At 72.2% G+C, this 22,145-nt stretch carries 16 protein-coding genes and 1 pseudogene; 12 read left to right on the plus strand and 5 right to left on the minus strand.

What is annotated here, in order from left to right; translation table 11 throughout:
• Nucleotides 1–69 precede the first annotated feature (69 nt).
• On the plus strand, nucleotides 70–603 hold the full coding sequence (locus ACRAWB_RS05440) for a gamma carbonic anhydrase family protein (protein WP_431352391.1): 534 nt from the start codon (nucleotides 70–72) through the stop codon (nucleotides 601–603).
• 73 nt (nucleotides 604–676) lie between these two features.
• On the opposite strand, the gene ACRAWB_RS05445 is transcribed toward ACRAWB_RS05440, so the two are convergent.
• The 3 genes from ACRAWB_RS05445 to ACRAWB_RS05455 are packed head-to-tail and all read right to left on the minus strand — an operon-like array spanning nucleotide 677 to nucleotide 4,451.
• Complete coding sequence (locus ACRAWB_RS05445) at nucleotides 677–2,086, minus strand: aldehyde dehydrogenase family protein (RefSeq protein ID WP_431352392.1); 1,410 nt, start codon at nucleotides 2,084–2,086, stop codon at nucleotides 677–679.
• A complete protein-coding gene (locus ACRAWB_RS05450; RefSeq protein WP_431352393.1) occupies nucleotides 2,083–3,246 on the minus strand; it encodes an acyl-CoA dehydrogenase family protein in 1,164 nt (387 codons plus the stop codon). The genes ACRAWB_RS05445 and ACRAWB_RS05450 overlap by 4 nt, the downstream gene beginning before the upstream one ends.
• Nucleotides 3,243–4,451 (minus strand): CaiB/BaiF CoA transferase family protein, encoded by a 1,209-nt coding sequence (locus ACRAWB_RS05455; RefSeq protein WP_431352394.1) that lies wholly within the window; start codon nucleotides 4,449–4,451, stop codon nucleotides 3,243–3,245. The genes ACRAWB_RS05450 and ACRAWB_RS05455 overlap by 4 nt, the downstream gene beginning before the upstream one ends.
• A 37-nt stretch (nucleotides 4,452–4,488) precedes the next feature.
• On the opposite strand from ACRAWB_RS05455, the gene ACRAWB_RS05460 reads away from it, so the two are divergent.
• On the plus strand, nucleotides 4,489–5,274 hold the full coding sequence (locus ACRAWB_RS05460) for a FadR/GntR family transcriptional regulator (RefSeq protein WP_431352395.1): 786 nt from the start codon (nucleotides 4,489–4,491) through the stop codon (nucleotides 5,272–5,274).
• Nucleotides 5,267–6,007: a cache domain-containing protein gene (locus ACRAWB_RS05465; protein WP_431352396.1), complete on the plus strand. Its 741-nt coding sequence runs from the start codon at nucleotides 5,267–5,269 to the stop codon at nucleotides 6,005–6,007. The genes ACRAWB_RS05460 and ACRAWB_RS05465 overlap by 8 nt, the downstream gene beginning before the upstream one ends.
• A gap of 77 nt (nucleotides 6,008–6,084) precedes the next feature.
• Here ACRAWB_RS05465 and ACRAWB_RS05470 read toward each other — a convergent pair whose 3' ends face one another.
• The gene (locus ACRAWB_RS05470) at nucleotides 6,085–6,435 is read right to left on the minus strand and encodes a hypothetical protein (RefSeq protein ID WP_431352397.1); all 351 of its coding nucleotides are present in this window, start codon (nucleotides 6,433–6,435) and stop codon (nucleotides 6,085–6,087) included.
• Between the two features lie 589 nt (nucleotides 6,436–7,024).
• On the opposite strand from ACRAWB_RS05470, the pseudogene ACRAWB_RS05475 reads away from it, so the two are divergent.
• The 9 genes and pseudogenes from ACRAWB_RS05475 to ACRAWB_RS05515 all read left to right on the plus strand — a co-directional run.
• Nucleotides 7,025–7,090: pseudogene (locus ACRAWB_RS05475) on the plus strand (hypothetical protein); the annotation flags it as partial.
• A gap of 163 nt (nucleotides 7,091–7,253) precedes the next feature.
• Nucleotides 7,254–8,090, plus strand: a complete 837-nt coding sequence (locus ACRAWB_RS05480) for a PP2C family protein-serine/threonine phosphatase (RefSeq protein WP_431352398.1) — start codon at nucleotides 7,254–7,256, stop codon at nucleotides 8,088–8,090.
• Between the two features lie 142 nt (nucleotides 8,091–8,232).
• Nucleotides 8,233–9,663, plus strand: a complete 1,431-nt coding sequence (locus ACRAWB_RS05485) for a serine/threonine-protein kinase (RefSeq protein ID WP_431352399.1) — start codon at nucleotides 8,233–8,235, stop codon at nucleotides 9,661–9,663.
• Nucleotides 9,660–15,578: an Ig-like domain-containing protein gene (locus tag ACRAWB_RS05490; RefSeq protein WP_431352400.1), complete on the plus strand. Its 5,919-nt coding sequence runs from the start codon at nucleotides 9,660–9,662 to the stop codon at nucleotides 15,576–15,578. Before ACRAWB_RS05485 ends, ACRAWB_RS05490 begins: the two co-directional genes overlap by 4 nt.
• Nucleotides 15,579–15,674: 96 nt before the next feature.
• Nucleotides 15,675–16,646: an AAA family ATPase gene (locus ACRAWB_RS05495; RefSeq protein WP_431352401.1), complete on the plus strand. Its 972-nt coding sequence runs from the start codon at nucleotides 15,675–15,677 to the stop codon at nucleotides 16,644–16,646.
• A complete protein-coding gene (locus ACRAWB_RS05500; protein WP_431352402.1) occupies nucleotides 16,643–17,986 on the plus strand; it encodes a DUF58 domain-containing protein in 1,344 nt (447 codons plus the stop codon). The genes ACRAWB_RS05495 and ACRAWB_RS05500 overlap by 4 nt, the downstream gene beginning before the upstream one ends.
• Nucleotides 17,986–18,804, plus strand: coding sequence for a transglutaminaseTgpA domain-containing protein (locus tag ACRAWB_RS05505; protein WP_431352403.1), 819 nt, complete (start codon nucleotides 17,986–17,988; stop codon nucleotides 18,802–18,804). Before ACRAWB_RS05500 ends, ACRAWB_RS05505 begins: the two co-directional genes overlap by 1 nt.
• A complete protein-coding gene (locus ACRAWB_RS05510) occupies nucleotides 18,750–20,294 on the plus strand; it encodes a transglutaminase TgpA family protein (RefSeq protein ID WP_431352404.1) in 1,545 nt (514 codons plus the stop codon). The genes ACRAWB_RS05505 and ACRAWB_RS05510 overlap by 55 nt, the downstream gene beginning before the upstream one ends.
• A 385-nt stretch (nucleotides 20,295–20,679) precedes the next feature.
• Entirely contained in the window at nucleotides 20,680–20,898 is a 219-nt protein-coding gene (locus tag ACRAWB_RS05515) for an FHA domain-containing protein (RefSeq protein WP_431352712.1), read from the plus strand.
• 91 nt (nucleotides 20,899–20,989) lie between these two features.
• Here the strand turns inward: ACRAWB_RS05515 and ald are convergent, their stop codons facing one another.
• The gene (ald, locus tag ACRAWB_RS05520) at nucleotides 20,990–22,105 is read right to left on the minus strand and encodes an alanine dehydrogenase (protein WP_431352405.1); all 1,116 of its coding nucleotides are present in this window, start codon (nucleotides 22,103–22,105) and stop codon (nucleotides 20,990–20,992) included.
• Nucleotides 22,106–22,145: the final 40 nt, after the last annotated feature.

Here is a 22,145-nt window from a genome sequence, read left to right on the forward strand (position 1 = left end):
TTGTACGGGCATCGGGGCGCTGAGCCACGGGTAGATCCGGGGGCGTGGGTCGCGCCGTCGGCGGTGGTCGTGGGCGACGTGCGGATCGCCGCCGGGGCCCGCATCCTGCACGGGGCCGTGCTCAGCGCGGAGGACGGGGTGGTGACGATCGGCGAGGACAGCGTCGTGATGGAGCACGCCCTGGTCCGCGGCCGAGCAGGGCACCCGGCGCACGTCGGAGCCGCCGTGATGGTCGGTCCCGGCGCCCACGTGAACGGGAGCACCGTGGGGGATGAGGCGTTCATCGCGACGAACGCCTCCCTGTTCCCTGGGAGCCGCATCGGCGCGGGTGCGGAGGTCCGCATCAACGGGGTCGTCCAGGTCAACACGGTCCTGGCGCCCGGTGCGGTGGTGCCGATCGGGTGGGTCGCGGTCGGCGATCCCGCACACATCCTGCCGCCGGACCGCCACGACGAGATCTGGGCGGTCCAGCGCGAGCTCGACTTCACGGGGACGGTGTACGGCGCAGGAGCCGGCGCGACCATGCGTCAGATCATGCGGCAGCAGTCGGCCTTCTACGGCGCCCATGCCGGCGACACGGAGCTCGCGCCCACCACCGACTGACGCAGTCACGCATTCGTGCCGAATGTGCGGAATGGCACGGCCAGAACGCACATTCGGCACGAATCTTCGCGCGTCAGGACTCGCGGCGCGGGATGCCGAGCGGGTTGCCGTCGCGCAGTTCCGGCGGGAGGACCGCGTGGGGCGCGTCCTGGTACGCGATCGGCGTGAGCCAGCGGCGGATCGCCGTCGCGCCGACGGATGTGTGGACGCTCGCCGTCGTCGAGGGCCAGCCGCCGCCATGGTGCTGCGCCCAGCCGATCGCGACGCCGGTCGGCCAGCCGTCGAAGAGCAGGCGTCCGGCCACTGCCGTCAGTCGCTCGGCCAGCGCGGAGACGTCCTCGTCGCCGCCGCGGTGGATCGTCGCCGTGAGCGAGGGCTCGAGAGCGTCGAGCATCCCGTCGAGCTCACCCTCGGCGTAGCGGACCAGCACGGTGACGGGGCCGAAGCACTCCGCGAGGAAGGCGTCCGGATCCGCCCGAAAGGCGGCGCCGTCGACCACGAGCACCGTGGGCGTCGACTCCCCGTCGCTCGCCGCACCGGTTAGGACCTCCGCGGCGAGCGACGCCCGCTCCGCGACCCCGCTCGCGAAGCCGTCCGCCATGGCGGGGGTCAGCTGCCTGCTCGCCGGAGCGTCCGCGAGGGCGTCGCGCACCGCGTCCTCGATCCCGAGACCCTGCGGCGCGAACACCAGTCCCGGCTTGGTGCAGTACTGGCCGGCGTCCCGCGTGAAGGAGGCGACGAGGCCGGCGCCGATCGCCGCTGCGCGCTCCGTCGCGGCGGCCGACGTGATCACGACGGGGTTGATGCTGCCGAGCTCGCCGTAGAACGGAATCGGGTCAGGACGCGACACGGCCAGATCGAACAGGGCCCGTCCGCCGCGCACCGACCCAGTGAACCCGGCCGCCCGGATGCCGGGATGCTGCACCAGGGCGACGCCCGCGTCCATCCCCTCGACCAGGCCGAACCAGCCGACCGGCAGCACAGCCCGGGCGAGCGCGGCGGTGCGGCGGGAGAGCTCGGGGTGTCCGGGATGCGCCTTGACGACCACCGGGCATCCGGCGGCGAGCGCCGACGCGGTGTCGTTGCCGAGCACCGAGAACGCGAACGGGAAGTTGGACGCGGTGTACACGGCGACGGGTCCGAGAGGTCGGAGCATCCGGCGGAGGTCGGGACGCGGCGGCACGAGCGTCGCGTCGGGCGCTTCGACCACCGCCTCCAGGTAGCCGCCCTCGCGGACGACGCCCGCGAAGAAGCGGAGCTGCGACACCGTCCGGGTGACCTCGCCGTCGAGCCGTGCGGTCGCGAGGTGCGTCTCCTCGTGCGCGAGGGCGACCAGCGGTTCCCGGCCGGCGTCCAGGGCGTCCGCCAGCGCGTCCAGCCAGCCGGCCCGCTGCTCGCGGGTCGTCGGGATGCGCGCCGCGCGTGCCGCGGCGGCGACCGCAGCGTCCACGTCCGCCGCGACCTGCGCCTCCGCGCCACTCACGCGAACGCCGCCAGCCCGGTCAGAGCGCGGCCGAGCACCAGGGTGTGGATCTCGTCCGTGCCCTCGTAGGTGCGCACCGACTCCAGGTTGGCCATGTGCCGCATCACGGGGAACGCGCTGGTGATGCCGTCTCCGCCGAGGATGGTGCGGGCCTCGCGCGCGATGTCCAACGCCTCGCGGACGCTGTTGAGCTTCCCGACGCTGATCTGCGTGGGCGTGAGGCGACCGGCCTCCTTCAGGCGGCCGAGGTGCAGCGCGAGCAGCATCCCCTTCTCGTACTCGACAAGCATGTTCGCCAGCTTCTCCTGGATGAGCTGGGTCGCCCCGATCGGGCGGCCGAAGACTTCGCGCGTCGTCGCGCGCCCGATCGAGACCTCGAGGCAGTCGCGTGCGGCGCCCATCGCGCCCCAGACGATCCCGTACCGCGCTTCGTTGAGGCAGGAGAACGGCCCGGACAGTCCGCGGGCGCCCGGCAGTTGCGCGTCGCTCGGGACACGGACCTCGTCGAGCACGATGTCGCACTGGATGGACGCGCGCATCGACAGCTTGCCGTCGATCGCCGTCGCCGTGAATCCGGGGGTGGTCGTGGGGACGAGGAACCCGCGCACGCCCTCGTCGGTGGCGGCCCAGACGACCGCGACGTCGGCGATCGCGGCGAGCCCGATCCAGCGCTTCGTCCCGGTGATCACCCAGTCGTCGCCCTCGCGCCGCGCCCGGGTGCGCATCGCGGCGGGGTCGCTGCCGCCCTCCGGCTCGGTGAGGGCGAAGCAGCCGATCCGCTCGCCGCGCGCCATCGGCGGCAGCCACTCGGCCTTCTGCTCGTCGGAGCCGAACTTCGAGATGGCGCTCATCGCCAGCGAGCCCTGCACCGACACGAAGGTGCGCCAGCCGCTGTCCGCCGCCTCCAGCTCGTGGCAGACCAGGCCGTAGGCGACGGCACCGGCGCCGGCGCATCCCTCGTCCTTCAGGTGCATGCCGAGCACGCCGAGCGCGCCGAGCTCCGGAACCAGCTCGCGGCGGAAGTGCTTGTCCTCGAAATCCTGCTCGATCACCGGGCGGATGCGGTCGGCCGCGAACGCGCGCGCCCGGTCGCGCCAGCTGCGCTCCTCGTCGGTGAGCAGGTGGTCGATGCTGAACGCCTCGTCGAGCGTCGTCGTCACGGTCGGTCCTCTCGGTCGGTCTCGTCGGCCCAGCGGGCGTCGTGCGCGCCGAGCAGCGGGGGCGGGGTGCGGTGCACGGCGGGGGCCGTGTCCAGGTGGATGGGCGTGGCCGGCTGGCGGGAGCGCCGGCCGGTGGCGGGATCGGTGGTCTCGACCACCGCGGGGAGCCCGAGCGATTCGGCGAACGCGAACGCCTCGGCGACGCCGTTGACGAGGCCGGCGGGCACGCGCGCGGCGGTGAGGGCCGCGACCCAGTCGGCGGCCGGCCGCGCGGCGAGGAGCGGCGCGAGCTCGTCCCTGAGGGCGTCGCGGTGCGCGACCCGCGCCTCGTTGGTGGCGAAGCGCGCATCCTGGGCGAGGTCCGGCCGGCCGACGGCGGCGGCGAACGCGGTGAACTGGCGGTCGTTGCCCACCGCGACGACCAGCTCGCGGTCGGCGGCTGAAAACAGCTCGTAGGGGGCGATCGAGGGATGCGCGTTCCCGAGCCGGGCGGGGGAGCGCCCGGTGGCGAGCGTCCCGGAGGCCTGGTTGGTCAGGGCCGCGAGCAGCGAGCCGAGGAGTTCGACATCCACTCGGGAGCCGCGGCCGGTGGCGTCCCGTTGGCGCAGGGCGAGCAGGATGCCGGAGAACGCGTTGAGGCCGGTGAGGACGTCGACCAGGGCGACGCCGACCTTGCTCGGCTCGCCGTCCGGGGCGCCGGTGATGCTCATCAGGCCGCCGACCGCCTGCACGAGCAGGTCGTAGCCGGGCAGCGCCGCGCCCGCGTCGCGTCCGAAACCGGTGATGGAGCAGTACACCACGCCGGGGTTCGCGGCGCGGAGGGTCTGCTCGTCGAGGCCGAAACGCTCCATGACGCCCGGGCGGAAGTTCTCGACGACGACGTCCGCCGTCTCGGCGAGGCGTCTCGCGGTCTCCAGTCCCTCGGCGGTCGTCAGGTCGCAGACCACGGACCGCTTGTTGCGGTTGACAGCGCCGAAGTACGTCGATTCGCCGGCGTCGTCCACCGGTGGCCGCCAGGCGCGCGTGTCGTCGCCGTGCGGCGGTTCGATCTTGACCACGTCGGCGCCGAAATCGGCGAGCATCATGGTGGCATAGGGACCGGCGAGGACGCGGGAGAAGTCGGCGACGCGGAGCCCGTTCAGGACGCCCGGTGTGCCCTTCGGGGGAAGTCCGCCATGCTCGCTCCTTCGCTCACGCGAATTCATCCTATAGCGAATGATTGAGTCGGGATATCGTGGTGGCGTGACCGCGTCCTCCGCCCCCGCCCCGCGCACGACGCGGGCCGCGCCCGGTGCGCGCGACGCGGTGTTCGCCCAGCTTGCCGACGCGGGTCGCGCCGAGCAGGTGGCCCGGCGGCTCGCCGACGCCATCGTCCTCGGGGTGCTGGCGCAGGGGGAGCGGCTGCCCAGCGAGGCCGAGCTCGCCCGCCGCTTCGGCGTCGCGCTCGTGACCACGCGCGAAGGACTCGGGATGCTGCGCCAGGCGGGCCTGGTCGAGACCCGTCGCGGGCGCGACGGCGGCAGCTTCGTCGTGCACCCCGGCGACCCGGACGAGGCCCTGCTGACCACGCGGCTGCGCGGCCTCTCGCAGGTCGAGCTGAGCGACCTCGCCGTCTACGTGACGACCATCGCCGCGGGCTGCGCGGACCGCGCTGCGGAGCGCTCGACGCCCGAGGACGACGACCGCCTCCGCCGCTGGCTGGACGCGGCCGACTTCTCGGCCGCCGCGGAGGCACGACGCAACGCGGGCGGCTTCCTGCTGGAGCTGGCGGTGCTCAGCCAGTCGACCCGCCTGGTGCGGGAGCAACTGCGGCTGCAGGCCGAGTTCGGTCCGCTGCTCTGGCTCGGGATGCGCGACTCGGCTCTGCGTGCGTCGGCTGAGGAACGCGCGCGGCGGATCGCCGATGCGGTCGCGGCCCGCGACGCCGTGTCGGCGCGTGCCGAGGTGAGCGGCCTCGTCGATGCGGTCGCCCGGTGGCTGCTGCAGGCGAAAGCCCGCGTGGAGACGGGCGGGACGATCGATGGCTGAGCTCGCGCCGGTCCGTCCCCCGGTGGACGCGGAGGCCGTGGCCGAACGCGTTGCGGAGTTGTTCGACGGCATCCACTCTCTGCTCGCAAGTTGGCGGACGTCGATCCTGGAGGTCGTGGCCGGGGAGGGCGCGACCGATCCCGCAGCTCTCGACGAGCGCGTCGGGGGCCTTGTGCTTCCCGAGCTCGCGTCCGCGGATCCGCTCCTCATCGGCGCCGGCTTCATCGCGGCGCCGGAGACCACCCGCACCGGAGACCTGCACTTCGCGTGGTGGCTGGGGGCCCTGGACGACAACCCGGTCTTCGGGGCGACGTCCGGCCCGTCGCGCCTCGACCTGGCGTCGCGGGCGTACGCCGAGTATCTGCGCGACTTCCCGTCGTTGGAGTGGTACCGCGTCCCTTCGTCCACGCACCGGACGCACATCACCGGTCCGTACGTCGACCACCTGTGCGCGTGCGACTACATCGTCACGATGACGTCTCCCGTCGAACGGGACGGCGCCGTGCTCGGTGTCGTCGGCGTCGACGTCTACGTCAAACGGCTGGAGCGGGAGCTGCTGCCCGTGCTGCTGGCGACGGGGGAGCCGATCGCCCTGGTCAACGCCTCCGGCCGGGTGCTGCTCTCCGGCGATCCGGCCGTCGTCGTCGGCTCGGTGGTGCCGGTGCCGGACGACGCGCTGTCCTGCGCGGGGACGCCGTTCCGGGTGGTGCGGACCGCGCGCCCGCGCCCGTGACCCGGCCGGGTACACTCGCATCGACCCCCACCCCGGCACGATCAGGAGGAGCCGACGATGACGAGCGGCTTCATCCGCTACGCCCCCACGTCCGGACCGTCGCGTTGGCTGCTCATCGCCGGCCGGCGTTTCGTCGCGGCGGTCGACAGCACGGTCTCCGACGCGATCGTCGACCAGGTGTTCTGGCTCGCCGATTCGGAGCTCGCGACCATCGAGTCCGTGGTCGGCGCCTTCCCGCTCGCCGGGACGGACAGTGTTCGCTCGTTTGCCGTCGCTGAGCTCGCAGAGCCGAACGCCTCGGGCGAGGTGACCGTGACCGCCGTGGTCCGCGGCTCCGCGGCGATCGACGTCTTCTCGGTCGGAGGCTCGCGACGGTTCTCCGCGGGCGGCGTCCAGCCGTGGGTGCTCGCGGAGTTCCGCACCGTCACAGGCCTCGTGCTGCAGGGCGACGACGCGCAGACCGGACCGGTCGCCCGGCTTTCGGTCGGGTCGCTGCCGCTCGGGATCGGCGTCGCCGACGGAGAGCTGCTGACCTGGTCCCTGCAGCCCATCGAGCGCGCTGAGCGCAGCGCAGCCGCCCCGGAGGATGCGGCGGCGCAGGCCGCGGCCGATCCTTCGGGCCCTGCCGGAACCGCCGGACCGGCCGCCGAGGAGACGATCATCCGGGAACGCGGGCGCAGCTCCAGCCTGTTCGGCCACGGAGCGGGACCCGTCGTCGCCGACCCCGAAGAGGTACCGCCCGCGGTACGGCCCGCGGCGCACGAACTGCCGGGCGCCGTCGACATCGAGGAGCCGGAGGCCGCCCGCGACACGCCGGTGCTCCCCGCTGGGCCGCTGACCCTCCCGCCCGCCGACGCGTTCCCTGCGACCGAGCCGGTCGTCCTCCCGCCGCCTCCCGCCGCCTTCGCCGCACGCCTCCCGTCGGGGGACACGCTCACCCTCGACACACCCCTTCTCGTCGGTCGCCGCCCCACCCTGCAGCGGGTCGAGTCGGGCATCACGCCGCGGCTCGTGACCGTGGCGTCGCCCACGCAGGAGGTCTCGTCGACCCACGCACGGATCGAGCAGGCGGGGGACGCCGTCGTCGTCACCGACCTGCGCTCGACGAACGGGACGGTCGTCACGGGTCCGGCCGGCAGCCGGCGCCTGCGGCCGGGGAGTCGGTCGTGGTGCTCGCCGGGGCGAGGGTCGAGATCGGCGACGGTAATATCATCGAGATCACCGCCCGCCGAGCAGAAGGACGCGAGTGACCCAGATCGGTCGCAGCAGCAGACGCCACACCGTGGCCGTGCCCGGCGATCCCGACGCGCATATCAGCCTCTCGTGGGCGGCGTTGAGCGACACGGGCTACCGGCGCAGCGTGAACGAGGACAGCCTCCTCGCGCGTTCGCCGATCTTCGCCGTCGCCGACGGGATGGGCGGCCACACCGCCGGCGACTTCGCCAGCACCGCGGTCGTCACCCGGCTCGCCGAGAAGGTGAAGGCCGACTTCGTGGGCGAGGTCGCACTCACCGAGGCGCTGCGCTCCGCGGTCGACGACATGAGCCGCGGCGTCGGCCAGACCGACCTCGGCACGGGGACGACGGTGACCGGCATCGCGCTGACGCTGGTCGACGGCGCGCCCTACTGGCTCGTGTTCAACATCGGCGACTCCCGCGTCTACAGCTACCGCGACGGGACCCTCGAGCAGCTGACCGTCGATCACTCGATCGTCCAGGAGCTGCTGGACGCGGGCGCGATCACTCCGGCGGAGGCCGAGGTCCACCCGCACAGCAACGTCATCACCCGCGCGGTCGGCTTCAACGAGGACCCGATCCCGGACTACTTCCTCCTCCCGATCGTCGCCGGATCCCGGCTGCTGGTGTGCTCCGACGGCCTCACCAAGGAGCTCACCGAGCACGGCATCCGCTACTTCCTGGGCGAGGGATCGTCGCCGCTCGACGCCGCGCAGCAGTTGATGGATGCGGCCCTCGGCAACGGCGGACGGGACAACGTCACGGTCGTCGTGGTCGACGTCCTGGCGACGCCGGAGTCCGGCTCCCACCGCGACGGCGAGTCCCGTCGGGCGGCTCGCCGCCACTGATGTTGTCCCCCGAGTTGGGGGTCATCGAGTTATCCCCAGTACGGGTCCCGGCCAGGCCAGGCTCAGGGGCCGCTGCCTACAATTGTCAGACGCTTTTCGCACTCTGCGCGCTGCGTTTTCGCCGACGAACGGGAGGGATCCGATGGCCCGGCGTTTGCCGTCCCAGCCGCCCAACCTTCCCGGCTTCTCGTACGTCCGGGTGCTCGGTTCGGGCGGTTTCGCCGACGTGTTCCTCTATGAGCAGAACATGCCCCGCCGGCAGGTCGCGGTCAAGGTCATGCTGGCCGAGGTGGTCACCAGCCAGGTCAAGCAGATGTTCCAGGCCGAGGCCAACCTCATGGCGCAGCTGAGCACCCATCCGTCGATCCTCACGGTGTACCAGGCGAGCGTGTCCTCCGACGGCCGCCCCTACCTCGTCATGGAGCTGTGCTCGGCGGCGATCGGTCAGCGCTACCGCTCGGAGCCGCTACCGGTCCCCGAGGTGCTGAGCATCGGCGTGCGCATCGCGAGCGCGGTCGAGACGGCGCACCGCGCAGGCGTGCTGCACCGCGACATCAAGCCGTCGAACATCCTGAGCACCGCGTACGGGCATCCCGTGCTGAGCGACTTCGGAATCGCCGCGACGCTGAGCGAAGCCGATGTCACCGAGGCGATCGGCCTGTCGATCCCGTGGTCGGCGCCCGAAGTGCTCCTCGACGAGACCAGCGGCACGATCGCGAGCGAGGTCTGGTCGCTGGGCGCGACGATGTACTCGCTGCTCGCCGGCCGCTCGCCGTTCGAGGTGCCGGGAAAAGAGAACACCGCCGCCGAGCTCATCCAGCGCATCACCAAGAGCCGTCCGCTGCCGATCGGCCGCGCCGACGTGCCGCCGCGGCTCGAGCAGATGCTGCTCAAGGCGATGTCGCGCAAGCCGTCGCAGCGGCAGCGCAGCGCTCTGGAGTTCATCCGCGAGCTGCAGGCGGTCGAGGCCGAGATGGGCCTGCCGCAGACGCCGATCGAGGTCGCCATGGACGACTGGGCGCTCGCCACAGCGGGCGACCCGGAGGACCGCACCCGCGTCAAGGGCGTCATGGCGGTCGACCCGGGCGCCCGCCGCCGCCGGCGTCGGGCCGCACCCGCGTCGGCGACGGTGACCCGCGCGCCCACGCGCACGGTCGTGCGCGAGACCGGCGGCAGCGGGCAGATCCCGCAGCAGGCGCCGCCGTCTAAGACGCCGCGTGCCCTCGTCATCGCGCTCATCGCATGCGCGACGCTGGTGGTGGTCCTCGGCATCACCGCCTCCCTCGTGCTGGTGCGCGCAGGCTCCAGCAGCGACATCCCGACGGTCCGCGACCTGAGCGGCCGCGTCACCGGCAGCACGATCGTGTTCAGCTGGAGCGACCCGGGTCTGCAGGACGGCGACACCTACCAGGTGACCGTGCAGGACCAGCCGCCGAGCAGCCAGCATGCGACCGAGTTCCGGGTGGATGCGAAGCCCGGCCAGACCGTGTGCGTCACGGTGACCGTCAACCGCGACGGCCGCACCGGCACGCCCAGCGGCCAGAAGTGCGTCGAGAGGACGGCCGGGACGTGACCCGCCTCGCCGCGTTCTGGTCCTGGCTGACCGCCCACAAGTCGGTCGCCGCGACGGCCGTCAGCGGGACGGCCGTGGCGGCCCTGGTGACCACGCTCGCGGTCGTCTCTGGCGGCTATAGCGCCCAGCACCTCCAGCTCGACGACGCGGCGGTGTGGGTGGCGAGCGACGCCAAGAAGTCGCTCGGGCGCGCGAACACAGAGATCGACAAGCTCAACTCGGTCGTCGCCGGCACCGGCGAATCGCTCGACGTGGTGCAGGACGGCACCGACGTCCTGCTGATCGACCGCGAGGCCAACACGGTCGCGGTCGTCGACCCGGCCACGGCCGAGGCGGGCAAGTCGGTCGCGCTGCCGCCGCGGTCGCCGCAGGTCTCGCTCGCCGGCGGCCATGTCGCGCTGATGTCCCAGACGACGGGACAGCTCTGGCTGACCACCGTGAAGCAGCTCGACACGTTCAACTCGGGTTCGGCGGCGACGATCGATCTGGGCGGCCGTGCGGTCTCCGCGATGGACCCGTCGGGCGTGCTGTTCGCCTACCAGCCCGCGACCCGGACACTGGTGCGCGCCGACCTGAACGCGGCGGAGCCGTCCACCGCCACGACCGACGTCGCCACGAAGGGCGACGGCGCCAACGTGTCGCTGACGTCGGTCGGCGGCCACTGGGCACTGCTCGACCCCGACCAGCGGGCGCTGTGGGTGGACGGACGCGCCGTCGATCTCCGCGGCGTCCTGCCGGAGGGTTCCGAACCGGTGCTGCAGCAGCCGTCGACCGGAGGCGGGGCGGTGTGGATCGCGTCCGGCGCCGGTCTCGTGCGGGTGCCGCTGGACGGCGGCCGGCCTACGCGTCCCGTCACACAGAGCGGCGGTGCGGCCGCGGCCCCGGTCACGGTCGCGGGCTGCACGTACGCGGCCTGGAGCGGTGGGAACACCTGGCGCTCCTGCGGCGCCTCCGGCGCGGGCGAGAGGGCGACGCTGAAGGACGTCCCGTCGGGCGCCGCCCTCGGGTTCCGGGTCAACGGCTCCCGGGTCGTGCTCAACGACGGCCGGTCGGGCGTCGCCTGGGCGGTGCAGAGCGGGAACACGCGCATCGACAACTGGGACGAGCTGGTCTCCAAGAAGTCGACGCAGGAGCTCGTCAACCAGACCAAGCAGGACACCGCTCCGCAGTACGAGAAGCAGGAGCAGCCTCCCGTCGCCGTCGACGATTCGTTCGGCGCCCGTCCAGGACGCGTCACGCCGTTGCCCGTGCTGCTCAACGATTACGACCCCAACGGCGACGTGCTGACGATCGACTCGTTCACCGGCGTGCCGGCGTCGCAGGGCACCCTCGAGCTCACCAACGCCGATCAGCAGCTGCAGATCTCGCTGCCGGACACGGCGACCGGCTCCATCGCGTTCGATTACACGATCTCCGACGGCCGCGGCGGGACCGCGACCGCGCACGTCACCGTGGCCGTGCGCACGGCGGCCGAGAACACGCCGCCGGTCTGCGTCCGGAACGCCAAGGCCGTCGTGCAATCCGGAGGCCGCGTGTCGGCGCCCGTGCTCGGCGACTGCTTCGACCCCGACGGCGACTCCTTCTACCTGTCCGCCGCATCCATCGCCGCCCCTGACACCGTGACCTTCACCCCGCAGGGTCAGGTCGCATACTCCGATCACGGCGACGGGACGGGCGTGAAGGATGTGGCGCTCACGCTCTCCGACGGTCGCGCCGAATCCGCGGGGCTGCTCGCGGTGACCGTCCGCCCGCCCGGCCAGGTGCCGATCATCGCCGACCCGTTCGCCGTGCTCGCCTACCAGGGCCAGGAGGTGACGGTCTCGCCGCTCGACCATGTGCGCGGCGGCAACGGCCCCGTCCGCCTGAGCACCGTGCCGACAAAGGCCGATGCGACGATCACGCCGGACTACCAGGGCGGCACGTTCCGCTTCGAGTCCGACCAGGCAGGCACGCACAACTTCGAGTACTCGGTGACGGACGGCGTGATCACCGCCACCGGTGTCGTCCGTGTCGAGGTCAAGGCGCCGCCCGGGGCGAAGACGGCGCCGATCGCCGTCCCGCACACCGCGTTCATCCGCGAGCAGTCGACGCAGGATGTGGACGTCCTCTCCACCGACATCGACCCCTCCGGCGGCGTGCTGCTGGTCACCGGCGTCACCGATCCGGAGGCGTCCACGGGCGTCCGCGTGCAGGTCCTGCAGCAGCGGACGCTCCGGGTCACGCTGAGCCGGCCGCTCGAGGGACCGGTCGACTTCCACTACCGGCTGAGCAACGGCCTGACGGACACGGTGGGCACGGTGACCGTGGTGCAGCTCCCGCCGCTGACGGTCCACCAGCCGCCGATCGCCGCGCCCGACTCGGTGTCGGTGCGCGTCCGCGACGTGGTCGACATCCCGGTGCTGGCCAACGACATCCAGCCGGACGGCGACAAGCTGACGCTCGACCCGACCCTGGCGACGCCGCTTCCGAGCGGCGCCGGTCTGCTGTTCGTCAGCGGCGACCACCTCCGCTACCTCGCTCCGGCGAAGCCCGGCAACTACACCGCTGCGTACCGCGTCTCGGGCGAGGACGGGCAGTGGGCCACCGCGGAGGTCACCATCGCCGTGCGCGAGCGCGACGCGGCGACCAACAACCCGCCCGTGCCCAAGACCGTCACCGCGCGCGTGCTCGCGGGCGACACGGTGCGCATCACCGTGCCGCTGTCCGGCATCGACCCGGACGGCGACTCGGTGCAGTTCATCGGCCAGGAGACCAACCCGCAGAAGGGCGCCGTGATCGCGTCCGGCCCGGACTGGATGGACTTCCAGGCCGGCGACTACGCCGCGGGCACCGACACCTTCACGTACGCCGTCGTGGACGCGCTCGGCGCGCGCGCGACCGGGACCGTCCGGGTCGGCATCGCCGCCCGGGTGGAGGGCGCGCGCAACCCGATCGCGGTCGAGGACGACGTGACGGCGAAGCCGGGACGCACCCTCGGCGTGCAGGTTCTCGCCAACGACAGCGACCCCGACGGGAGTCCACTGAGCGTCACCGCGGTGACGTCGCTCGACGGGAAGGCGAAGGCGAAGATCAGCGGCGACGTCGTCACCGTGACCGCTCCGAAGACTCCGGGTGCCTACGGGTTCCTCTACACGATCCAGAACCAGCGCGGCGGGACGAGCCAGGCGTTCCTCCGCCTCACCGTCGACGAGAAGGCCCCGCCGGCGCGGCCGGTGGTGTCGGACACCACGCTCGGCCTCTCCGACATCCTCGGCAAGAACCGGGTCGACGTGAACGTGCTGGCGAACGTGTTCTTCGCCGACGGCCCGGTCTCGAGCCTCAAGCTCTCGCTGGTGTCCGGGTACGGCGCGGATGCGCAGGTGACGGCGGCGAAGCGGATCCGGATCGCGATCGGCGCCAAGAGCCAGATCGTGCCGTTCAAGGTCGCCAACCCCGAAGACGAGTCCGTCGTCGCGTACGGCTTCGTGCACGTTCCGGGCTACGACGACGCGCTGCCGCAGGTGAAGCGCGGGGCGCCGAAGCTGACGGTGGTGAGCGAGAAGACGCTGACCATCCACCTGAACGACTACATCGTCGCGGTCGGCAACCGGAAAGTGCGGCTGACCGACGCCGCCACCGTGCGCGCGACCCACGCCAACGGCGACGACCTCGTGGCCGGCAACGACACCCTGCAGTTCACGTCGTCGCCGCGCTACTTCGGGCCGGCGTCCATCTCGTTCCAGGTCACCGACGGGTCGAGTGCAACGGATCCGCAGGGAAACGTCGCCACGATCGTGCTCCCGATCGACGTCACGCCGCGGGAGAACCAGCCGCCGGTGTTCACCGGTGCCCTCATCGACTTCGAGCCGGGCCAGACGAAGACCGTCGACCTGACCAAGGTGACGACCTACCCCTACGCCAAGGACCAGGGCGAACTGGTCTACTCCATCCAGAACCCCCGGCCGAACGGCGTCACCGCGTCCATCGACGGGCAGCAGCTCACGGTGACCGTGGCCACCGGCACGCCGAAGGGCTCCATGCCGTCGCTCTCGATCGGGGTGAAGGACGCGGTCAACTCCGGCCAGGCCGGACGAATCGACATCCAGGTGGTGCCGTCCACCCGTCCGCTGGCGAGCCCCCAGCCCGACCGCGTGATCGCGCCGCGTGGCCAGACCACGACCGTCGACGTGCTCGCGAACGACGGCGCGACCAACCCGTTCCCGGGCAAGCCGTTGCGTGTCGTCGCGGTGCGTGGCCTCGGCAGCGGCCTGCCCGACGGCCTCAGCATCACGCCCAGCGCCGACAACTCCGAGCTGCAGATCTCGGTCTCGCCGACGGCGGCACCGGCCGACACCACCCTGCAGTACGAGGTGGCGGACGCCACCGGCGACCCCGACCGGTACACCTGGGGCACGGTCACCGTCTCGGTGCAGGACCGGCCCGCCCCGGTCTCCAACGTGCAGATCGGAACGATCGCCGACCGCAGCCTGACGCTCAGCTGGATCCCCGGGGCCTTCAACAACTCCCCGATCACCGGCTTCCAGGTGACGATGGCGAACGCCGCGACCGGGCAGGTCCTCTCCACCACGCCCTGCACGACCACGACCTGCGCGGTCACCACGCCGGGCAACGGCCCCTCGAACGCGGTGACGCTGACAGTGCGCGCGCAGAACGCGCTCGGCCTCTCCGACCCGACCTCGTACGCCGAGCCGGTGTGGTCGGACGTCATCCCGAACGCGCCGTCCGGCGTGTCCTCGACGCCGCTCGACCATGGCCTCCGCATCTCCTGGACCAAGCCGGCGAACGCGCCCGGCGCCAGCCCGATCACCTCGTACGTGGTGACGATCGGCGGCGTGACGAACGCTCTCCAGGTCTCGGGCTCGGACCCGGTCGGCACCGGCTACGCGCTCAACGTCACCGACCCCGGTATCGCCAACGGCGCGACGATCGCCTTCACCGTCTCGTCGCGCAACGAGTTCTACCAGGGCCGGACGACGTGGAACCAGACACAGGGGAGCGGCGTGCCGGCGGGTGCGCCCACGACGACGGGCGTCGCCCCGGTCGCAACGCCCGACACGCAGGCCGGCACGAGCGCGACGCTCAGCTGGTCGGGGGTCTTCGGCGAGAACGGCAAGACGATCACCGACTACTTCGTGGCCGCCTTCCAGGGCGCGAACCCCACCTCCTGCCAGGTCAGCGGCGTCGAGACCGGGCAGTCGTCCCTGTCGACCAACGGCCTCAGGCGCGTGCAGGGCGGCAGCACCGTCATCAGCGGACTCAGCCCGAACCAGACCTACAACTTCATCGTCTACGCCTACAACGGTCAGGGCTGCACGCCGGCGGCGATCGTCAGCGCGACCCCGCGGCAGTCGCCGGGCGACGTGACCGGGATCGCGGTCGTGTCGCGCGTCCTGAACCAGACCACGCGGACCGCCGACTTCAACGTCACCGTGTCGTACCGCGCCGGCGGCGGCTCCAACCCACGATTCGCCTACCAGCTGCTCAGCGGCGGCGCGGTGGTCGACTCGGGCACCCTGAGCGGCACGAGCGGCGTGTTGGACGGCTCGGGGGCCAACCACTACGGCGTCCCGCTGACCGTACGGATCACCCAGGTCTGCGAGGGCTATCCCGACGGCTCGTCGCTCTGCACCGCGCAGAACGCGACGCAGGACCTGGGGGTCGCGGTGAACCTCACCATCGGCGGCGCCCGGTACGACCCGGCGAGCCAGGTCTTCACCTGGACGAGCTGGCCGACCGGGGCCTACGACGCCGTCACGTACAGCTGCGACGGCACGACGCAGCTGCCCATGCCGGCCGCGGGCGAGACCGCCTCCTGCACGGCGCCGGCGAACGACCCCGCGCCGACCTTGACGGTGAGCGTCGTCTCTGGTGGCGACACGTTCTCCACCGACTATCCGGGATCGACGTTGCAATGATCCACGAACGGCATACTGTCTTCAGCCGCATCGCGCGGTGCACACCCCTTCCCTGCGGCCCCTCGCGCCGCGCCCCGAACCGAAAGAGGCCGGAGCATGACGATGACCCCCGAGCAGGCCGGCTGGTTCTCCGGAGTGTTCGACCGCCTCGTCGGGAACATCGACAAGGTCCTGCTCGGCAAGTCCCACGTGATCCGGCTCGCTCTTACCGCGCTGTTCAGCGAGGGGCACCTGCTGCTCGAGGACTACCCGGGCACCGGCAAGACGTCGCTCGCGCGCGCGATCGCCGAGAGCGTCCGGGGCACGACCAACCGCGTCCAGTTCACCCCGGACCTCCTGCCCGGCGACATCACCGGCGTCAACGTCTACGACCAGCGCTCCGGCGCGTTCGAGTTCCACCGCGGCCCGGTGTTCGCGAACATCGTCCTCGCCGACGAGATCAACCGCGCGAGCCCGAAGACGCAGTCGGCTCTGCTGGAGGTCATGGAGGAGCAGCAGGTCACCGTCGACGGCGTGCGTCACTCCGTCGGTGCGCCGTTCATGGTCATCGCCACCCAGAACCCGATCGAGCAGGCGGGAACCTACCGGCTCCCGGAGGCCCAGCTCGACCGGTTCCTGATGAAGGCGTCGATCGGCTACCCGGACCACGAGGCGACGCTGCGCATCCTCGAGGGGAGCGAACGGCGGGCGCACGAGGTCGTCGTGCCGGAGATCATCTCCGCCGCGACCGTGGTCGAGATGGCCACGATCGCGCGCGGGGTCCACGTCGACCCCACCATCAACGACTACGTGTCGCGTCTGGTCGAGGCCAGCCGCACCGCCGACGAGATCCGCCTGGGCGTGAGCGTGCGCGGCGCCCTGGCGCTGCTGCGCGCCTCCAAGACGCTCGCCGCAGCATCCGGCCGCTACTACGTGACGCCCGACGACGTGAAGGCCCTCGCCGAGCCGGTGCTCGCCCACCGCCTGGTGCTCGACCCCGAGGCGGAGTTCGAGGGCGTCAGCGCCTCCAGCATCGTCGGCCAGCTGCTCATCGAGACGCCGCCGCCGAGCGATCGGGCTGCCGTGTGACCACTACCATCACCCGTACGCAGACCGAGCTCACCAACGCGCGCGCCCGTATCGTCGGCGAGCGCGAAGGGTTCCTCGCGGACGCGATCGTGTGGGTGGTGCGCAGCTCGGCCACCGCCGGCCGCGCGGTCGCGACACTCGCGCGCCGGGTCGGCTCCGTGGTGACGGCGCTCGGCTGGTCGATGCTCGTGCTCGCCGTCCTGGCCCTGACCGCGGGCTATGTCTGGGGCTGGGTCGAGGCGGTCGTCGCCGGGTGGACGGCCGTGGTGCTCCTCGTCGTCGCCTCCGGCTATCTGATCGGCCGCACGGCGTACGACGTCGGGCTCTCGCTCCCGGCCAACCGCGTGGTGGTCGGCGACCGCGCCCCCGGGGAGGTGTCCGTCCGCAATCCGCTTCGACGGAGACTCCCCGGCGTGCGTGTGGAGGTGCCCGTCGGCCACGGGCTCGCCGAGTTCGCCGCTCCCTCCCTGGCGCCCGCCGAGGAGCACTCGGACGTCTTCGTGGTGCCCACCAGCCGTCGCGGGATCGTGCCGATCGGCCCCGTGCGCACCGTCCGCGCCGACCCGATCGGGCTGCTGCGGCGCGAAGTGGTCTGGGCGGACTCCCTCGATCTGTTCGTGCATCCGCGCACCATCGCGATCCCGAGCATGAGCACGGGCTTCGTCCGCGACCTCGAGGGGTCGCCGACCCGCGACCTCACCGCGAGCGACATCGCCTTCCACGCGCTGCGCGAGTACGTGCCGGGGGATGAGCGCCGCTTCATCCACTGGAAGTCGACCGCCAAGACGGGCAGCTACATGGTCCGCCAGTTCGAGGAGACCCGGCGCAGCCACCTGCTGGTGGCCCTGAGCCTGTCGGCGGCGGACTACGCGACCGACGAGGAGTTCGAGCTCGCGGTCAGCGCCACGGGGTCGCTCGGCGTGCGGGCGATGCTCGACTCCCGCACCGTCTCCGTGGTCGCATCCGCCGCGACGCCCGACTTCGCCAAGCGGATGCTGTTCACCGTCCGCCGCCTGAGCACGGTCAACCGCGGCCGGCTGCTCGACGACCTCGCCGGGGTCGAGACCGCCGACGCGGCGCTCCGGCTCCCGGAGCTCGCGCAGGTGGCCTCGGACGACGCGGCCGGCATCTCGATCGCGTTCCTGATCTGCGGGTCGACGCCCACCGCCACGCAGCTGCGCGCAGCCGCGGCGCACTTCCCGCTCGGAGTGGACGTGGTCGCCATCGTCTGCGACGAGGGCGCCGTGCCGTCGCTCCGGCGCGTGGCCGACCTCAGCGTCCTCACCATCGGCTACCTGGAGGACCTTCAGCGCAGCCTCGCGAAACGGCTGGCCACCTGATGCCCGCGCGTCGTTCCCTTCGGGCCCTGGTCGACGTCCTCTTCGCCGTGGTCGCAGTGGCGCTGGGCGCGTGGTCGTTCTGGCCCACGTACCAGTCGAGCGCGTTCATCCTGATGCTGGCCGCGACCCTCCTCCTCGGCACCGCCATCGCGGTCGCGGGATGGGCGTGGCGCCTGCCGAGCATCGCCGTCGCGGGGCTCGTCGTGCTCGTGTACCTCGGCACCGGCGTGCAGCTCGCGGTGCCGTCCGAGGCGGCCGCCGGGGGACTGCTCCCCAGCCCGGAGGGCTTCGTCGACCTCGTGCAGGGCACCTGGCTGAGCTGGAAGCAGCTGGTGACGATCACCGTGCCGGTCGGCTCATATCAGGCGCTCCTGGTGCCCGCCTTCCTGCTGACGCTGCTGGCGACGGTGCTGACGGTCACCGTCGCCTTGCGGTCGTCCCGCCCGGAGCTCGCCGCCATCCCGCCGGTGCTCCTCGTCGTCGCCGGCATCCTGCTCGGGTCGTCGGTGGCGCCCGTCCCCTTGCTGCTGCTCCTCGCACTGTTCGTCGTCATCCTCGCGTGGCTGATCCGGTTCCGGCTGTTGCGGCGCTCGGCTGCCGTGCGAACGCTGCGCGAGCAGAGCGGCCAGCTCGTCGAGAGCAGGAGCGAGCGCGTCTCGACCGCCGTGCTCACCGCAGCGGGGGCGACGGTCATGGTCGTCGCCGCGGCCGCCGGGGGATCGCCGCGGCGGCCCTGCTTCCCCCGACCGGCGACCGGCAGGTCGTGCGCACGGCGGTCGAGCAGCCGTTCGACCCGCGGCAGTACCCGAGCCCGCTGAGCGGTTTCCGCTCCTTCCTCGAGCCCGCGAAGGCCGACGAGCGGATGCTCACGGTCGCCGGTCTGCCGTCGGACCGGCGGCTGCGGATCGCGACGCTCGACACCTACGACGGCGTGACCTACTCCGTCGGAAGCGCCGAGGCGACCAGCGCGTCCGGATCGTTCACCCGCGTCCCGTACCGCCTCGATCAGGGCGCGACGAACGGGAAGCGCACCACGATCACCGTCGTGGTGGGCGGCTATCGCGGCCCGTGGCTCCCGGGCACCGGGCAGCTGGAGCAGGTGCAGTTCTCGGGCCCGCGCGCCTCCAGCCTCGCCGGCGCGTTCTTCTACAACGACGTGACCGGCACGGGCGCGGTCACCACGTCGCTGCGGGCCGGCGACAGCTACACCGAGGAGTCGGTGGTCAAGCCCATCCTCACCGCCGCGCAGCTGCAGAAGGTGCAGCCGGGCACCGACTCGGTGCCGCGTCCGTCCGTGATCCCGGACGAGCTGCAGTCGGCGCTGCAGAAGTACACCGCGGGCGTCAGCGGTGCAGGGCCCAAACTGGCGGCGGCGCTCCGCGGGCTCGCGCAGGACGGCTACATCAGCCACGGGATCGGCCCCGGTGAGCCGGCGAGCCGTTCCGGTCACGGTGCGGACCGCATCACCGAACTGCTCACCGACGTCCCGATGCTCGGCGACCAGGAGCAGTACGCCGTCACGGCGGCGCTCATGGCACGCCAGCTCGGATTCCCGGCCCGCGTGGTCGTCGGGTTCGTCGCGCCGGAGGACGTCGCGGGGAGTGCGGTCGTGTTCACCGGCTCGGACATCTCGGCGTGGATCGAGGTCCAGACGACGAAGGGCTGGGTCACCGTCGATCCGACCCCGCCGCTGCGTCCGGTTCCGCCGAAGCAGCCCGACCAGCCGACGCAGATCTCGCGACCGCAGACCAACGTCCAGCCGCCGGTGGACGACAACCCGCAGCAGAACGACGAGCCGCCGCAGGCGCAGGTGGACCCGTCGAACCAGCCCAAGCCCGACCCGGCGCTCGAGACGCTGCTCACGGTCCTGGTCATCGCCGGCTGGACGGTGCTCATCCTCGCCCTGATCGCCTCCCCGTTCCTCGCGGTGCTCGCGGCCAAGTGGCGACGGCGCACCCTCCGCCGCCGCGCCCCGACCGCGCGTGAGCGGATCGTCGGCGGCTGGCGCGAGTTCGCCGATGCGGCCGTCGACCACGGTTACGACCCTCCGCCCGCCGCCACCCGGGTCGAGTTCGCGGAGACCATCGGCGGCTCCCGTGCCAACGCCCTGGCGATGGTCGCCGACCGCGCCACCTACAGCGGCGTCGCGCCCACCCCGGCCGAGGCGGAGTCCGTCTGGAAAGCCGTCGACGACCTGCGCGGACAGCTCGCCAAGCGCGACACGCGGTGGAAGCGGCTGCTCGCGGCGGTCTCGCTGCGCTCGCTCGGCTACCGTGGGAGAGGAAGCGGAAAGGGACAGAGCCGATGAAGTGTCGAGTGTGCGGGACGGAGCTGGCCGAGGGGACGCTGTTCTGCCCCATGTGCGGCAGCTCGGTGACCTCGTCCCGGCTGCGGCCGCCGGAGGTGGCCGATTCGCGACCGTCCGACACGTCCATCATCTCCGACCGTGTCGCCGAGCGTCCGCCCGCGCCCGCTGTCGCCGGCCGCTTCCCGGGCGAGGTCGAGCTGGATGAGGACGGCCTGCCGCCGACGCAGGCGATGACCATCGTCTCGGTCGAGGACGCGCCGCCCGCGCGTCCGGCGGTGCAGCGCAGCTTCACGCTCAGCTTCTCGACCGGCGACGTGATCGAGGTCTCCGGCTCCGGACTCGTCGGCCGCCGCCCGATCACACAGCCGGGGAGCACGTCGACCAGCTGGTCGTCCTCTCCGACCCGACGCGCAGCGTCTCGAAGACGCACCTGGAGTTCGGCCTGGAGGGCGACGAACTGTGGATCTGCGACCGCTACTCCGGCAACGGCACGGTCGCGCATCCGCTCGGCGGTGTGGCCCGCCAATGCGAGGCCGGCCGCCGCTACCGCGTCACGCGCGGCACCCGCGTCGAGATCGGCGACCAGTGGTTCGACGTATCCTGACCCTCCGACCCCTCCGCGCCTAGCCGCCGAGCACAGCAAAAACGTCGCCGATCGACTCGATCGGCGACGTTTTTCCTGTGCTCGCGGGCGCCTAGCGGAGGGCGTCGGCGACGGAGGTCGCCTCGAGGCCGTGCGCGGAGGCGACGCCCTCGTTCGTGACCCGGCCCGCGTGCACATTGAGGCCGAGGGCCAGCGAGTCGTCGGCGCGCAGCGCCTCCTGCCAGCCGCGGTTCGCGATCGCACGTGCGTAGGGGAGGGTCGCATTCGTCAGCGCGTAGGTGGAGGTGTGGGGGACCGCACCCGGCATGTTGGCGACGCAGTAGAACACCGACTGGTGCACGGTGAACGTCGGGTCGGCGTGCGTGGTGGGGTGCGAGTCCTCGAAGCAGCCGCCCTGGTCCACCGCGATGTCGACGAGCACGCTGCCCGCCTTCATCCGGGACACCATCTCGTTGGTCACGAGCTTCGGCGCCTTCGCCCCGGGCACGAGCACCGAGCCGATGACGAGATCGGACGCGACGACGGCCTTGTCGATCTCGAAGCTGTTCGACGCGATCGTCTTGATGCGCCCGGCGTAGAGGGCGTCCAGCTCCCGGAGGCGCTGGATGTTCGTGTCGAGCACCGTGACCTCCGCGCCCAGGCCGACCGCGACCGAGATCGCGTTCGTGCCGGCGACGCCGCCACCGAGAACCGTGACGACGGCCGGGTGGGTGCCCGGGACGCCGGGGACGAGCAGGCCGGGGCCGCCGTTGGGCTTCAGCATGGTGTTCGCGCCCACGATCGGCGCGAGCCGCCCGGCGACCTCGCTCATCGGGGCGAGCAGCGGGAGGGCGCGCGTCGGCAGCTGCACCGTCTCGTACGCGATCGCCGTGACCTCGCTCGCGATCAGCGCGCGCGTCAGCGCCTCGTCGGCCGCGAGGTGCAGGTAGGTGAAGAGCACGAGACCGGGGTGGAAGTAGCCGTACTCGCTCTCGATCGGCTCCTTCACTTTCAGGATGAGGTCGCCGGCCGCCCAGGTCGCCGCCGCGTCGGGCAGGATGGTCGCTCCGGCGCCCGCGTACAGGTCGTCGGGGATGGAGGAGCCGACGCCCGCACCCGTCTCGACGAACACCTCGTGACCCGCGCCGACCAGGTCGTGCACGCCGGCCGGCGTGATCGCCACCCGGAACTCGTTGTTCTTGATCTCGCGGGGGATCGCGACCTTCATGGGGCTCCTTCGACACTCGACATGGGGTTCGCTCTCACCA

The sequence above is a fragment of the Leifsonia poae genome, assembly GCF_050632865.1.
Lineage (GTDB): Bacteria > Actinomycetota > Actinomycetes > Actinomycetales > Microbacteriaceae > Leifsonia > Leifsonia poae_B.

Coding starts and splice junctions, on each gene's coding strand:
- ACRAWB_RS05455 (WP_431352394.1), bottom strand. CDS start 4,451: ATGAATTCGCGTGAGCGAAGGAGCGAGCATGGCGGACTTCCCCCGAAG.
- ACRAWB_RS05465 (WP_431352396.1), top strand. CDS start 5,267: ATGGCTGAGCTCGCGCCGGTCCGTCCCCCGGTGGACGCGGAGGCCGTG.
- ACRAWB_RS05485 (WP_431352399.1), top strand. CDS start 8,233: ATGGCCCGGCGTTTGCCGTCCCAGCCGCCCAACCTTCCCGGCTTCTCG.
- ACRAWB_RS05495 (WP_431352401.1), top strand. CDS start 15,675: ATGACGATGACCCCCGAGCAGGCCGGCTGGTTCTCCGGAGTGTTCGAC.
- ACRAWB_RS05505 (WP_431352403.1), top strand. CDS start 17,986: ATGCCCGCGCGTCGTTCCCTTCGGGCCCTGGTCGACGTCCTCTTCGCC.
- ald (WP_431352405.1), bottom strand. CDS start 22,105: ATGAAGGTCGCGATCCCCCGCGAGATCAAGAACAACGAGTTCCGGGTG.